This window comes from Ruegeria sp. CDSA033, assembly GCF_059612305.1.
Window position 1 is genome coordinate 307,140 of record NZ_JBXWQI010000004.1, and the last position, 13,637, is coordinate 320,776.

The following is a 13,637-nucleotide window of genomic DNA, read 5'->3' on the forward strand; positions in this document are numbered from 1 at the left end:
TATGAAGAAATTTCTGATGGCCGGTCTGGCCGGAACCGTGGCAGGTGTAATCGCAACTACACAAATTGCTGGTCCTTTGCTGGCGCAAGAGGCTGACCGGAAGGCCAGCGTGTACGAGCAACTGGATCTGTTCGGGGATATTTTTGAACGTATCCGCGCCCAGTATGTCGAAGACGTGGAGCCGGAAGAACTGATCGAAGCGGCCATCGACGGTATGCTCACGTCGCTTGATCCGCATTCCAGCTACCTTTCGCCAGATGATGCTGAGCAGATGCGCGTGCAGACACGTGGCGAATTCGGCGGATTGGGCATCGAGGTCACACAAGAGGAAGGCTATGTCAAAGTTGTCTCGCCGATCGACGATACCCCGGCAGATGAGGCGGGGATCGAAGCGGGTGATTTCATCACGCATGTCGATGGGGAAAGCATCCTTGGCCTGACATTGGACAAGGCCGTGGATCTGATGCGTGGCCCGGTTGGGTCGGAAATCGTGATCACGGTCGTCCGTGAGGGCGAGCAAGAGCCGTTTGATATCACCATCATCCGGGACACCATCAAGCTAACAGCCGTGCGTGCCCGAACCGAAGGCACCAGCGTTGTTCTGCGTGTCACCACATTCAACGACCAGACTTTCCCGAACCTGCAGGAAGGCCTGAATGAACAGATCGAAGAAGCTGGTGGTCTGGACAAGGTCAATGGCTTTGTCCTTGACCTGCGGAACAATCCTGGCGGGCTGCTGACCCAGGCGATCAAAGTTTCGGACGCGTTCCTGAACGAAGGCGAGATCGTGTCCACCCGTGGTCGTGACCCAAGCGACGGTGAGCGTTTCAATGCAACAGCGGGTGATCTGGCCGAAGGTAAACCAATCGTTGTCCTGATTAATGGCGGGTCCGCCTCTGCATCGGAAATCGTGGCCGGCGCGCTGCAAGACCACCGTCGCGCGATCGTTGTCGGCACCAAGAGCTTTGGCAAAGGATCGGTGCAAACGGTCATGCCGCTGCGTGGCGATGGTGCAATGCGTCTGACGACCTCGCGCTATTACACGCCCTCGGGCCGGTCAATTCAGGCACTTGGCGTCAGCCCCGACATCATCGTTGAACAACCGCGCCCTGCGCCGGATGCCGAGGAAGAGGAAGCCAACGCCCGCACGCGGTCCGAAGCTGACCTGCGCGGCAGCCTGAACAATGACAGCCTCAGCGAAGATGAAATTCGTCAGATCGAAGAAGACCGCGCCAAAGCCGAAGCCACGGCTGAATTGCGGGAAGAGGATTATCAGCTGGCCTACGCCATCGACATCCTCAAAGGTTTGTCGGCGTTCAACCCCAACGGACCGTCTCAGTAAGACAAACAGGGCCGCCGATACCGGCGGCCCTTTCTGCAAAGGCCGGGATCAGACCTCAACCTTGTGCAGTTTCTCTTCGTCAAGCATCATCGCCAGAACAATACCTATCGAAACCGATATGGCCGCGAAAACAAAGGCCATGTTCATACCTGCATCAAATGCGGCGCCGATGGCAGATTTGACCTTTTCAGCCTCTTCCGAGCTTAGTTTTTCCATAACAGCGCGGGCCGCACCGGTCGTAAGCGTTCCACCGTTGATCGCCTTTTGATCGGTTACAGACATGTTGATCCCATCCGCAACCAGCTGTTTGCTGAGGCTGGACAGGCTGACGACATACATTATTGCGGTCGCGAAGGCGACGGATATGGCACCATATACCAGATGGGTCATAAAGCTCAGCCCGCCGACAAGGCCAGCGCGTTCAGGTTTGACGGCGCACACGGCTGCAGTGCCTGACGGCCCAACCGTCAACGTTGCGCCCAGCCCGATCATCGCCATGCCGGGCAAAATCTGAAAATAGCCCAGCCCCGCCGGCAAGATGATAATGCTGAGAGCGCCAGTCGTTGCGATTAAATACCCCCAGAACAGCAGGCGCTTTGGCCCGAAATCGTTATAAAGAGTACCCGAAACAATCGAGCCGACGGCCAGCAGGAGTGTCAGCGGGGCAAGCCCAATCGCCGACTCAAACACGGACCACCCAAGGACCTTTTGCATGTATTGAGGGAAGTATAGCAGCCCGACAAAGGCCGCTGACACGTTGAACATGTTCAGGCCCAGAGTGATCCGAAACTCGCGGTTCTGCATCATTTGCGGCAGTAAAAGCGGCTCTTTCACGCGCTTCTCGACCAGCGGGAAAAAAAAGAACAGCGCGGCACTGACGAAAAACAACATCAGCAGCGGGACAGACGTCCAGCCCCAGTCCGCACCGATGTCCAGCCCGTAAAGCAGCAAAAGAACGGCAAACGAAAGAATACCTATTCCGGCGAAATCGATATGTTCGCCCTGTTTGTGTTGAGTTTCACGCTCCATAAGGATCAGGGCCGTAACCATCGAAATCGTCGAAAACAACACGTTTGCAAGAAAGAACAACCGCCAGTCGCCAAAGCTGACTGCGGCGCCGCTGATGAGAGGACCAAAGACATTGCCGCTGGTCACACCGGCGAGGATCATACCCATGATCATGGCGCGATGTTCAGGACGCGAAACTTTGGTAGCGCCAAAAGCAAGTGTGCAAGGCCAGACGCAACCCGAACCAATCCCCTGCAAAGCACGCGCGGCGATCAGGAAATCGAGACTGGGAGAGACAAAGCACATGACGGACGCAAATAGAAAGATTGCCAGCCCGATGATCATCATCTTGCGATGCCCGAACATGTCCCCCATGCGCCCCCCGGCGACCATGGTCATGGCAAAAAACAAGGCGTAGATGTTCAGAACCCACTGGGTGCTGGTAATATCAGCGTCAAAGCTGTTTTCGATGGCTGGGACAAGAATAAGAGCGCCGGTAAAGTCGATACCGATCCCGAACCCTGTCACCATCAGAGCGATGACCTTGACGATACTGCTGCGGTCCATTTTCGCACCCGGATTGCTTCGGATGACATTTATGATGCACGGATTCCGCCTGAAAGATAGACAAAGCCTTGGAAACGAAGAAAACCCGGATCAGTCCGAAGGTGCCTGAGACCGTCTAAATGCCCGTTTCAACAAATCCAGCTCCGCCCGCAACAAAGCTATTTCGGTCCGCAAATCATCCGCGGCTGATGCACCCGCAAGGATTGTGAATTCACCGATCTTCTGTGATGTGTTTGCATCGGCTATTACAAAGCAATGAACCCCGTCGGCAATCGCGGTTGATGGCACCGGCACACTCAGGTCCCAACCACCATCGGTGGCGGTAATGAACACACCCTCCAGCGCCTGGCCCAAATAACGGACTTCGACATGCGGTTCAGTGTCGGCCTGCAGGTACCCGCGCCAGATGCCGTTTTCGAACAGGGTTGGGGTCAAGGTTGGTTGTGTCATGGCCAATGCTCTCACAGGTCGGCGCGGTGGTGGCGACAAAGGGTCAGGTCCCGCAGAACTATGCGGTTCATAGCCGGATTGGTCAGAACCAGGTCCAGCCAAATCTTGTCTATGCGCCGTTCGTTCAGCGGCAAATTGGCAAGATCGAAATCCAAAACATTCGAACTTGTCGACAAATCTAGAGACCGTGGAACGGAATCGGTGTTTGGGCCGTGCTGAATATTCAGTCGCGCGGTCACGTCCAGCGGACGTTCTGTTTCAATCTGGGCATCGACCCGCATCAAGTGCTGCCGCGTCAGGCCATGCACAGCCTCAGGCGGCAAATCCAGCGACACGGAAAGGAATGACCCCGCAAAGCCAAATACTTCGACGCCAAGTCCAAAAGCGGCCAGGTCCTTTTCGTCCATGTTTCGTGCCTGTCGCACACTGATCTCGGATAGAGCGCAGTCATGGAATATCTTTACCTGTTGATCCAACTCGACCTTACGCGGGATTGAGGCGAGACCAGGCCGGGGCAAGGGACCCCGCCACAAATCAGGTCGCCAGCACCAGTCAGTACCTAGCGGCTTGGGGAATTGCTTTGATCCAATCAGGGGCAGCGTCAGTCTTTCGTTTGCTTCCCGTAGCAAACGGTCCAATTGCGCACGCAGTTTGCGCGCCTCGTCGCGCTGTTGACGCAATTGGGGGTTCGTGGCCCCAGCCGCGTCTTGAACGGCCCGTTGCCAACGCGCAATAGTTTTGCGGTGTAGATATCGCTCCAGAAGTTTGCCCATGATCCCATCGTCTGAACTTGACCTTCTTTAGTCAAAGACAACGGCGAGGATAAGGCCGAATTGGTGAAATCCGTATAAAACTATCCGACACTAACGTGGTTGTGACTAGGCGGTTTTGGTTGTGTCTGCTAAGGCCCCCATCGCCGTTCTTGCAATCATCTGGGACTGTGCGTACCGTCCGGCACCTGATTGCTTTGGATTATCCGAAAAACCACGTACTAAATTCTTTGAGGCAAGGCCGGGGCATGGAACCCACACTATTTTCGTTCATCTGGAAACACTCGAAAAAGCAGCAGCTTGTGCTGTTGTTTCTGACGGTATTGTCGTTTCCGTTTCTCTACGCCTCGCTCGAGCTGCCAAAACAGATCATCAACGACGCAATTGGTGCGCCCAACGATAGCGTTACGCTTTTTGGGTTCACCTTCACGCAGGTCCAATATCTGCTGATCCTCTGTTTTGCATTTTTGGCCACTGTAATCGCCAGCGGCTTGATGAAGATGCGCATCAACACGATGAAGGGCATATTGGCCGAGCGTATGCTGCGCAGGCTTCGGTTCACGCTGATTCACCGCGCGATGCGATTCCCGAAATCGTATTTTGCCACCACCAGCCAGGGTGAACTTGTTTCAATGATCACCTCAGAGGCCGAACCGATGGGCGGTCTGATGGGTGATGCGATTGCTCAACCGGTGTTTCAGTTCGGTCAGATGATGACCATTGTCACCTTTCTGTTCATGCAAAGCGTTTGGTTTGGTCTGGCCAGCATCGCGTTGATTCCGTTGCAGGCATGGCTGATCCCAAAACTGCAGCGCCAGATCAACCTGCTGAACAAGGAACGTATTCAGCAGGTCCGCCACCTCAGCTCGGAAATTGGCGAAAGCGCGGCGGGCATCAGCGATTTGCGGGCCAATGGTGGCTGGCGCTATCGATTGGCACAGTTCAGCCATCGGCTGGGAACCTTGTTCGAGATCCGGTTCAAGATCTACAACAAGAAGTTCTTTATGAAGTTCCTCAACAATCTGATCACGCAGATGACGCCGTTCCTGTTCTATTCGGTCGGTGGCTATCTGGCGATCACGGGTGAGGTGACAGTGGGCGCGTTGGTCGCGGCGCTTGGGGCATACAAGGACCTCAGTGGCCCATGGAAAGACTTGCTGACCTATTACAACCAGGTTCAGGATATGTCTTTGCGCTGGGAAATCGTGATTGAACGATTTGCCCCGGACAACATGATCCCTGAAGAGCTGTTTGTGGGTGAGCCAGAGTCTATTCCGCATCTCAGCGGCGATATCGAACTGCGCAATGTAACAGTGCGCGATGATGACGGGAAAACCATCCTTGAAGATATCGACCTGACCATCCCCAAGGGTGCCCGCGTTGCTATTCAGTCGTCAAGCGCCGCCGAACGCGGCGCGTTGGCGCAACTGCTGACACGAGAGCTTATGCCGATACAGGGCAGCGTCACAATTGCGGGCCATGATCTTCTAAAGCTCCATCAGACGGTAATTGCGGCGCGGATCGGCTATGCCTATTCGCGGCCCTACCTGTTTGACGGGACTTTAGGTGACAACCTCTTGATGCCGTTGCGAACCCATCCACAACACGAACCCGACGCGAAGAAGGCCCCAAGCCGGTGGCAGATCGAAGCGGTGCGGGCCGGGAACCCTCCGGATTCCCTGTTGGATGAGTGGATCGATCCCGGCCTGGCAGGGCTGGAAGACATCGAGGATATCCGTAACTGGTGGTTCCAGCTGGTCGAGGCGATGGGCATCGACGAGTTCATGTTCCGCCGGACATTACGTACCCAGTTCGATCCAGTGCAACATTCTGCCCTGGCGCGGGATATAGTAAATCTGCGTGATACGGTTGCGCAAAGGTTGGAAGAAAAAGACCTGGCGCGGTATGTCTATCGGTTCGAACCGGACCGTTTTAACCCGGCTGTTCCACTGGGGGGCAACCTGCTGTTTGCCGCTCCGTCGCGCGATATCTCACCGGATATTCTGGCGGGCGATGATCGGTTCATGTGGATGCTGCGCCATCACGATCTGGACGATGACGCCATGAGCATTGCAAGCGCGGTGCTGGAAACACTGCACCAGACGTTTGGGCGGGACGGGGCAGATCACCCGCTGTTTCTTCGTCTGGGTATGGCCAAGGATATGTTCCACCGTCTGCTTGATATCGAGGATCGGCGCAAAGCCAAAGGGGATGAAGCAATCAGCGACGGCGAGCGGGCCTTGTTGCTGACCGTTCCGTTCCTGCTGACGGCGGAACAGATCGGACCTGATTTTCCGGACGAGTACAAAGATAAGATCTTGGCCATTCGAAGGGGGCAAGCGGAACAGCTGCGTGCCTCGATGGATGGGATGTTCGTTCCGGTCACGCCGGATGCATATATTGAACGCATGACTGTCATGGAAAATGCCCTGTTCGGGCGGGTTTCTTTGATGGCCGGGGCGCACACTGATGAAATCGAAGATGTCGTCGCCGAAGCCATGAACGAAGCTGGTCTGCGCCGCCGGGCGGCAGCCATTATCTATGACCTGCCCTCTGGTCTGGGTGGGAATAATCTGCCGACGGTATTTCAGGAACGCGCCGCATTCTCGCGCGCTGGAATCAAGCGTCCTGATGTGTTGATTCTGGACAAAGCTCTGGCCAGCCATGATTCCGAGAGCCGGCTGAGAACCCGGCTGAAACTGCGGGAATTGTTGCCGGATTCCATCATGGTCTTCATGGAGGATTACTTTGCCCATCCCGAAGCCTATGATCTTTTCGTCGAGATCAAGGATGGTCGAATTGACGGCGTCTCGCGGACCCGTCCAGAAGAAGAGGCCAGCTCAACGGATGACCTGAGCCGCAAGCTCAAGATTATTTCGTCGACCGAGCTGTTTTCCGGCATTGACGGTCGCAACCAGCGCCTTCTGGCGTTTTCGGCGCAATGGTACGATGCAGCAGCCGGGCAGATCATTTTTTCCGCAGGGCAGACGCCAGATGCGGCTTACCTTTGCATATCGGGCGAAGCAGATTTGATCTTGAACGAAGGGAATGGAACCGCGCGCACGATCTCGGTCATCGAGCCAGGACGTCTGATCGGTGATTTGTCGATTATCACTGGCGAAATTCGGCAATTCGATTTGGTTGCGGTCCAAAATTGTTCGTTCCTGCGCATTGGGGCCGAGGAATTGCGCGCGGTTATTGAAAGTGACGCTGGTGTTGCAATGCAGCTGCTGCAAACGGTTGCCGGCTATCTGACAACGATTTCCGAAAGGCTGAACGCCGCCAATGCAACCTCATTGATCTTTGACGATGACGCGCCGAACCGGGATACGGCCGACAATGCCTGACGCCCACCCCGGCAGATACACAGCGCATGAACGACTGGTTGCACCTTCGCGCGCACGGCCAGAGCTGTGGCGCCTGCTGGTCGGGCTGACCATTGTTGGCGTGGTTGGCATCCTGCTGAACTTTCTACTTTTTGGATTGGTTGCGGGTCTTGGATCCGTCGAATGGGCCCAAGGCTTGCTGACTGGCGCATCCCCGGTTGCACTTTTGGTGCTACTGGCAAGCTTTGGCTTCATCACATTGGGCGTGTCCATCGCTGCAAAACGCCTACAGCATCGAACCCTGAGCTCAATCTGTGGCCCATGGCGCGAGGGCATTGGGCAATTCTGGAGTGTTTTTAAGGCATTGCTGATCGTTGGGGTCGTCGTGGCCATCTTGCCGCCATATGGCATGGGCGCAACGCTGACGCAGAATTTGGAACTGTCGACCTGGCTGTTGTTTCTGCCTTTCTCGCTATTTGCAGTGCTGATTCAGACAAGCGCAGAAGAGGTTCTGTTTCGGGGATACATACAACAATGTCTTGCTGCACGATTCCGATCACCGGTTATTTGGTTGGGCGTACCGTCGATTTTGTTCGCAGCAGGTCACTATGCCCCCGGCGCAGCCGGAGACAACGCGCTATTGGTTGCCGTGTGGTCCGGGATGTTCGGCCTGATGGCGGCGGATCTAACGGCCAGATCAGGGACGCTAGGACCCGCTATCGCATTGCATCTATTCAATAATATGGTCGCTCTGCTGTTTGTTTCCTTACCCGATGGCTTAAGTGGTCTGGCATTGTATCTGCTTCCTTACGACATGTCGGATACCGGGGCGCTGCGGCAATGGCTGTATGTGGATTTTGCTGTGATGATCGTCAGTTGGCTAACAGCGCGGGTTGCGCTCAGGCGTTGATTGCATTTCTTTCCGTAGCGTCTTATTTGACGTCAAAGCCGCACAAGCCAAGGTTCCGATATGAACTGGATTACAAACTACGTCCGCCCACGGATCAACTCGATCTTCTCGCGCCGAGAAGTGCCTGAGAATCTTTGGCACAAATGCGATGAATGCGGAACCATGCTATTTCACCGTGAGTTGGCGGAAAATCAGAATGTCTGCACCCAGTGCGATCATCACATGGCGATCACACCGCGCGAGCGGTTCGATCACCTGTTCGATGGTGGGATCTTTACCGAGGTCGAGGTTCCCGCGCCCAAAGACGATCCGCTGCAGTTCCGCGATCAGAAAAAGTACCCCGACCGGATGAAAGCCGCCCAAAAGAAAACGGGCGAGAAAGAGGCGATGTTGGTCGCCCTGGGTGAAATTGGGCGAACCCCGATTGTGGCGGCTGCGCAGGATTTTTCGTTCATGGGCGGATCCATGGGCATGTATGTCGGCAACGCGATCATCGCTGCGGCGCAAGAGGCGGTAAAGTTGAAACGTCCGCTGATCTTGTTTTCTGCCGCTGGTGGCGCGCGGATGCAGGAAGGTATCCTGAGCCTGATGCAGATGCCGCGCACGACCGTGGCGGTAGAGATGCTGAAAGAAGCAAATCTGCCCTACATCGTTGTGCTGACACACCCAACGACGGGCGGTGTGACGGCTTCATACGCGATGCTGGGTGATGTCCATATCTCAGAGCCCAATGCGCTGATTTGTTTTGCCGGTCCACGCGTGATCGAACAGACGATCCGGGAAAAGTTGCCCGAAGGCTTCCAACGCGCGGAGTATCTGTTGGACCACGGCATGTTGGACCGTGTGACCAAGCGGACCGAAATGCGCGATGAGTTGATCACCATCACGCGGATGTTGATGAACCAGCCTCCAGCGGTCAAAGGCGATCTGCCTGCGCCCGAACCCGAAGATGCAGTGGCAGAAGCCCCGACTGAAAACGCGGAAGAAAAATGACCTCTCAGACATCGGACATCATTCTGGAGAGGATGATGGCGCTGCATCCCAAGATCATTGACCTGACCTTGGATCGTGTCTGGCGTCTGTTGGCCGCGCTGGACCATCCGCAAAACAAACTGCCCCCGGTGATCCACATCGCCGGAACCAACGGCAAAGGCTCAACCCAGGCCATGATCCGCGCGGGTCTGGAAGGGGCAGGGCTGTCCGCTCATGCCTATACCTCGCCCCATCTGGCGCGGTTTCACGAGCGCATCCGTTTGGCGGGGGATCTGATTTCCGAACCGGATCTGACGGCGGTTCTGGACGAATGTTATGCCGCCAATGGTGGCGAGAACATCACGTATTTTGAGATCACGACCTGCGCGGCCCTGCTGGCTTTTGCGCGGTCCAAGGCGGACTACACGTTGCTTGAGGTCGGGCTGGGTGGCCGGTTGGATGCGACCAATGTCATTCATGACCCAGTGGTAACGGTCATCACACCGGTTTCAATCGACCATGAGCAGTTTCTGGGCGATACCTTGGGCAAGATCGCAGCGGAAAAGGCCGGCATCATCAAGCCCGGTGTTCCCTGCATCGTTGGCCCGCAACAGGATGAGGCGTTGGAAGTCATTGAGTACACCGCCGCGCGCCTGGGTGCACCTTTGTTGGTGCATGGCCAACACTGGCACGTCACCGAAGAAAACGGGCGGCTCGTCTATCAGGACGAAACCGGCCTGCGCGATCTACCGCTGCCAAATCTGTTGGGCGCCCATCAGTACCAAAATGCCGGTGCCGCGCTAGCGGTCTTACGTCATCTGGATCTTGGGGAAGACACCTATGAGGCCGCGGTGACCAAGGCTGAATGGGCAGCCCGCATGCAGCGATTGAAAACCGGCCCGCTGGTCGAACAGGCCCCCGAGGCCGAACTCTGGCTGGATGGCGGTCACAACGCCGCCGCAGGTTTGGCATTGGCCGATCTACTGGCGAAGCTGCCTGCACGTCCAACCCACATGATCTGCGGGATGTTGAACACAAAGGACGTCACCGGGTATCTGGCGCCGCTTGCCGCTCAGGCGCAAAGCCTGACGGCAGTCTCTATCCCGGGTGAGGTCAATACACTGAGCGCCGAAGACACTGCTAAAGCTGCCGCTCGGGTTGGGCTAGCGGCGTCCACTGCCGAAAGCGTCGCAGGCGCCCTACAGACCATCACAGAGAAAGACCCGCAGGCACGAGTGCTGATCTGTGGGTCGCTTTATCTTGCAGGCCACGTTCTTCGCGAAAATGGCTAGGGTCTAGCGCGACTTGTTTCTGTCGACGGGCTTGCCAGACAACCAATAGGCAATGCCTAAAGCCAGCGCCATGAAGGCGTATGCAAAGATGTACTCCGCGTCCATACTTTTGTAATCAAAGGTAATAACCTTTCGCGCCACGGCCATAAGCCCGGTCGCAATAACCAGTCTGACATGAATGATGTTGGACGTCAGATACAGGGCAGCGTTGGTATAAACCTCCATCGCAATCAGCACTGATAGCACCGCCCCCAGAACCAACAGCAAATCCTCGCCCTCGATCAGGAATACGGGTTTTTCGAACAGGTGCGCAATAAATGTGTAACCAGCGTCGATGATCGTCCAGGCGATTACGAAAACCATCAGGATGGACAGCACGCGCGCCATCTGGCGGATCATTATATTCGCTATTCGAATGACCGGGTCTTCGTGTTCCGGGTCAAGTTCGACATGAATTTCCTGATCGTCACTTGCCATGTATCCTGCCCCGCTTGAACTGATGTTCCACCTTCAATACCGCAGGATTTAGGCGTGCGTCCACAATTCAATCTGAACCTAGAGCCCCCAATCCTTGGCTTGCATCTCGCGCAGGCGCGAGGCCGTTCGCTCGAACTCGAAAGTTCCTTCACCTTCAACATAGAGCATTTCGGGCTCAGCCGCAGCAGAACAGACCAAACGAACTTTGGCTTCGTACAAAGCATCGATCAAAGTCACAAATCGCTTGGCTTCGTTGAAGTTGTTGCGTGACAGGCGTGGGATGTCCTCGAGCACCAGCACTTTGACTTCGTCGGCGATGGCGAGGTAGTCCGCCGGGCCCAGCATGCGCCCGCAGAGATCATAAAAGTTGGCGCGGGCTACGCCATTGCGGAAGGCAGGCAATTCAACCGCGCGACCGTTGACCTGCAGTATCAGCGGCTCTGCAGTCCCTCCGGACAAATCGTTCCAAACGCTGCGAATGCTCGCGCGGGCCTCGGGGCCGATTGGGGCAAAGTATACAGGCGCGCCTTCCAACCGGTTTTGGCGATAATCCGTGGGTGAGATCAGCTCCCACACCTCAAGCTGTTCTTTGATATGTGCAATGAAAGGCAAAAATAGCTGACGGTTTAGCCCGTCCTTGTAAAGGTTATCCGGATGGCGGTTCGATGTCGTCACGACCACGGTACCACCTTCATGCAGCAGATCGAACAGACGACCAACAATCATTGCGTCCGTGATGTCGGTGATCTGCATTTCGTCAAATGCCAGTACGCGCGCGGACTTGATCACCGAGGCGGCGACAGGAGCCAGCGCATCTTCGACCCCGTCCTTACGGGCCTTGTGCATGCCTGCGTGGATTTCCTGCATAAAGGCGTGAAAATGCACTCGGCGGGCGGGGATGTCTGCCAAAGAGTCGACGAACATATCCATCAGCATGGATTTTCCGCGCCCGACCCCGCCCCACAGATATAAACCTATGGGTGGCGGCGGGGCCTTTCGAAAGAACCCCCGTTTCACAGGTTCGGCCAATGCCGCCCGGATGCGTTCAAAATGAGGAAGAACGGCCTCTTGAGCGTCGTCTCTGGTCAGGGTGCCGTCGGCCACCTGCGTGTCATAAAGCGATATCAAACCCGTCATGTTTTGAGGCATAGCGCCCGGTTTGCCCGTTGAAAAGCAGCCATTTCTCGGACGCATCAATTTTGCTGATCCGTGACCGCAAAACTCCTGAATTGACGCACAAACTAAACGCGGTAACGTCTGGATCTTGAACGCCCGAGGACCTAATGACCCAACACACGCGCTTGCTGAACCCCATCCTGATCGTCGGATGTATCATCATCACCGTCAGTTTTGCCGTGCGTGCATCGTTTGGCGTGTTTCAGATCCCCATCGCGGATGAATTCGGCTGGCTGCGCTCGGACTTCTCGATGGCAATCGCAATTCAGAATTTGGCCTGGGGCATTGGGCAGCCGATTTTCGGGGCCATCGCCGAAAAGGTCGGCGACAGGCGCGCAATTATTCTAGGGGCTCTGACCTACGCGGCGGGTATGGTTCTGTCGGCTTGGTCCGTCACTCCGTTCGAGCACCAAATGTACGCATGGCTTGTGGGTTTCGGTATCGCGGGAACAGGATTTGGCGTGGTGCTTGCCGTGGTGGCGCGGGCATCGTCGGACGAAAACCGCTCTATGTCGCTTGCGATTATCACAGCTGCTGGCAGTTTCGGTCAGGTTCTGGGGGCGCCTACAGCCGAATGGATGCTAAGCTTTATGCCTTGGCAGCAGGTGTTCATTGTATTCGCCGCAGCGATCTTGGCACTGGTGCTGACACTGCCGTTCATGCGCGCCCCACAGGCTGCCAGTAAAGCAGAGATCGAAGAAAGCATGAGTCAGATCCTGACCAGGGCTTTCCGCGATCCATCCTATACGCTGATCTTTCTGGGCTTTTTCAGCTGCGGTTATCAGCTTGGCTTCATCACCGCACATTTCCCCGCTTTCGTGACCGAGATGTGCGGACCCATACAACCCGGCGGCGTTCTGCATTCGATTGGCATCACAACCACATCAGCACTGGGGGCCGTGTCAATTTCATTGATAGGCCTGGCAAATATTGCGGGCACGCTGCTGGCGGGTTGGGCCGGGAACCATTTCCCCAAAAAATACCTGCTGGCAGGAGTCTACACCGCGCGAACACTCGCCGCGGCGGCCTTCATTGTGTTCCCAATCACGCCGCTGTCGGTCATTGTGTTTTCGCTGGTCATGGGCTCGCTGTGGCTTGCCACCGTCCCGCTGACTTCGGGGCTGGTCGCGCATCTCTACGGATTGCGTTACATGGGAACGCTGTATGGGATCATCTTTTTCAGCCATCAAGTCGGTAGTTTCCTGGGCGTCTGGTTGGGCGGGCGCATGTATGACCAGTACGGCGACTACACCATGGTCTGGTGGATCGGAGTCGCGATTGGGGCATTCAGTGCCATCGTCCACCTTCCCATTCGCGAAAACCGCCCAACGCCCGTCACCGCCTGAG

11 protein-coding genes are annotated in these 13,637 nt (G+C 56.0%); 6 read left to right on the forward strand and 5 right to left on the reverse strand.

Translation table 11 applies throughout. The annotated features are described in order from the left end of the window. Position 1 precedes the first annotated feature (1 nt). Complete coding sequence (locus AC2FLA_RS08245) at positions 2-1,342, forward strand: S41 family peptidase (protein ID WP_058277149.1); 1,341 nt, start codon at positions 2-4, stop codon at positions 1,340-1,342. Positions 1,343-1,390: 48 nt separating this feature from the next. Here AC2FLA_RS08245 and AC2FLA_RS08250 read toward each other — a convergent pair whose 3' ends face one another. From AC2FLA_RS08250 to AC2FLA_RS08260, 3 genes are all read right to left on the reverse strand, one after another. Continuing rightward, complete coding sequence (locus AC2FLA_RS08250; RefSeq protein ID WP_496721593.1) at positions 1,391-2,917, reverse strand: MFS transporter; 1,527 nt, start codon at positions 2,915-2,917, stop codon at positions 1,391-1,393. A 90-nt stretch (positions 2,918-3,007) separates the two neighbouring features. Then, positions 3,008-3,367, reverse strand: a complete 360-nt coding sequence (locus tag AC2FLA_RS08255; protein WP_496721594.1) for a hypothetical protein — start codon at positions 3,365-3,367, stop codon at positions 3,008-3,010. Positions 3,368-3,378: 11 nt separating this feature from the next. After that, positions 3,379-4,140, reverse strand: coding sequence for a DUF6478 family protein (locus AC2FLA_RS08260; RefSeq protein WP_496721595.1), 762 nt, complete (start codon positions 4,138-4,140; stop codon positions 3,379-3,381). Positions 4,141-4,385: 245 nt separating this feature from the next. On the opposite strand from AC2FLA_RS08260, the gene AC2FLA_RS08265 reads away from it, so the two are divergent. Genes AC2FLA_RS08265 through AC2FLA_RS08280 form a run of 4 tightly spaced genes read left to right on the forward strand, consistent with a single transcriptional unit; the run spans position 4,386 to position 10,637 of the window. Beyond that, the gene (locus AC2FLA_RS08265; protein WP_496721596.1) at positions 4,386-7,484 is read left to right on the forward strand and encodes an ABC transporter transmembrane domain-containing protein; all 3,099 of its coding nucleotides are present in this window, start codon (positions 4,386-4,388) and stop codon (positions 7,482-7,484) included. After that, a complete protein-coding gene (locus AC2FLA_RS08270) occupies positions 7,477-8,373 on the forward strand; it encodes a CPBP family intramembrane glutamic endopeptidase (protein ID WP_496721597.1) in 897 nt (298 codons plus the stop codon). The genes AC2FLA_RS08265 and AC2FLA_RS08270 overlap by 8 nt, the downstream gene beginning before the upstream one ends. Positions 8,374-8,433: 60 nt before the next feature. After that, positions 8,434-9,366 (forward strand): acetyl-CoA carboxylase, carboxyltransferase subunit beta, encoded by a 933-nt coding sequence (gene accD, locus AC2FLA_RS08275; RefSeq protein WP_496721598.1) that lies wholly within the window; start codon positions 8,434-8,436, stop codon positions 9,364-9,366. Further along, positions 9,363-10,637, forward strand: coding sequence for a bifunctional folylpolyglutamate synthase/dihydrofolate synthase (locus AC2FLA_RS08280; RefSeq protein ID WP_496721599.1), 1,275 nt, complete (start codon positions 9,363-9,365; stop codon positions 10,635-10,637). The genes accD and AC2FLA_RS08280 overlap by 4 nt, the downstream gene beginning before the upstream one ends. 3 nt (positions 10,638-10,640) lie before the next feature. On the opposite strand, the gene AC2FLA_RS08285 is transcribed toward AC2FLA_RS08280, so the two are convergent. Further along, entirely contained in the window at positions 10,641-11,114 is a 474-nt protein-coding gene (locus tag AC2FLA_RS08285; RefSeq protein ID WP_496721600.1) for a phosphate-starvation-inducible PsiE family protein, read from the reverse strand. Between the two features lie 78 nt (positions 11,115-11,192). After that, positions 11,193-12,251: a cell division protein ZapE gene (zapE, locus tag AC2FLA_RS08290; protein WP_496721601.1), complete on the reverse strand. Its 1,059-nt coding sequence runs from the start codon at positions 12,249-12,251 to the stop codon at positions 11,193-11,195. A gap of 146 nt (positions 12,252-12,397) precedes the next feature. On the opposite strand from zapE, the gene AC2FLA_RS08295 reads away from it, so the two are divergent. Beyond that, positions 12,398-13,636 carry an MFS transporter gene (locus AC2FLA_RS08295; protein ID WP_496721602.1) on the forward strand — a complete coding sequence of 413 codons (1,239 nt, stop codon included), beginning with the start codon at positions 12,398-12,400 and terminating at the stop codon, positions 13,634-13,636. The last annotated feature ends 1 nt before the right edge of the window (position 13,637 follow it).

What these genes read in the sequence shown, in the direction of transcription:
- AC2FLA_RS08245 (WP_058277149.1), top strand. Translation starts at nt 2, where the DNA reads ATGAAGAAATTTCTGATGGCCGGTCTGGCCGGAACCGTGGCAGGTGTA.
- AC2FLA_RS08250 (WP_496721593.1), bottom strand. Translation starts at nt 2,917, where the DNA reads ATGGACCGCAGCAGTATCGTCAAGGTCATCGCTCTGATGGTGACAGGG.
- AC2FLA_RS08255 (WP_496721594.1), bottom strand. Translation starts at nt 3,367, where the DNA reads ATGACACAACCAACCTTGACCCCAACCCTGTTCGAAAACGGCATCTGG.
- AC2FLA_RS08260 (WP_496721595.1), bottom strand. Translation starts at nt 4,140, where the DNA reads ATGGGCAAACTTCTGGAGCGATATCTACACCGCAAAACTATTGCGCGT.
- AC2FLA_RS08265 (WP_496721596.1), top strand. Translation starts at nt 4,386, where the DNA reads ATGGAACCCACACTATTTTCGTTCATCTGGAAACACTCGAAAAAGCAG.
- AC2FLA_RS08270 (WP_496721597.1), top strand. Translation starts at nt 7,477, where the DNA reads ATGCCTGACGCCCACCCCGGCAGATACACAGCGCATGAACGACTGGTT.
- accD (WP_496721598.1), top strand. Translation starts at nt 8,434, where the DNA reads ATGAACTGGATTACAAACTACGTCCGCCCACGGATCAACTCGATCTTC.
- AC2FLA_RS08280 (WP_496721599.1), top strand. Translation starts at nt 9,363, where the DNA reads ATGACCTCTCAGACATCGGACATCATTCTGGAGAGGATGATGGCGCTG.
- AC2FLA_RS08285 (WP_496721600.1), bottom strand. Translation starts at nt 11,114, where the DNA reads ATGGCAAGTGACGATCAGGAAATTCATGTCGAACTTGACCCGGAACAC.
- zapE (WP_496721601.1), bottom strand. Translation starts at nt 12,251, where the DNA reads ATGACGGGTTTGATATCGCTTTATGACACGCAGGTGGCCGACGGCACC.
- AC2FLA_RS08295 (WP_496721602.1), top strand. Translation starts at nt 12,398, where the DNA reads ATGACCCAACACACGCGCTTGCTGAACCCCATCCTGATCGTCGGATGT.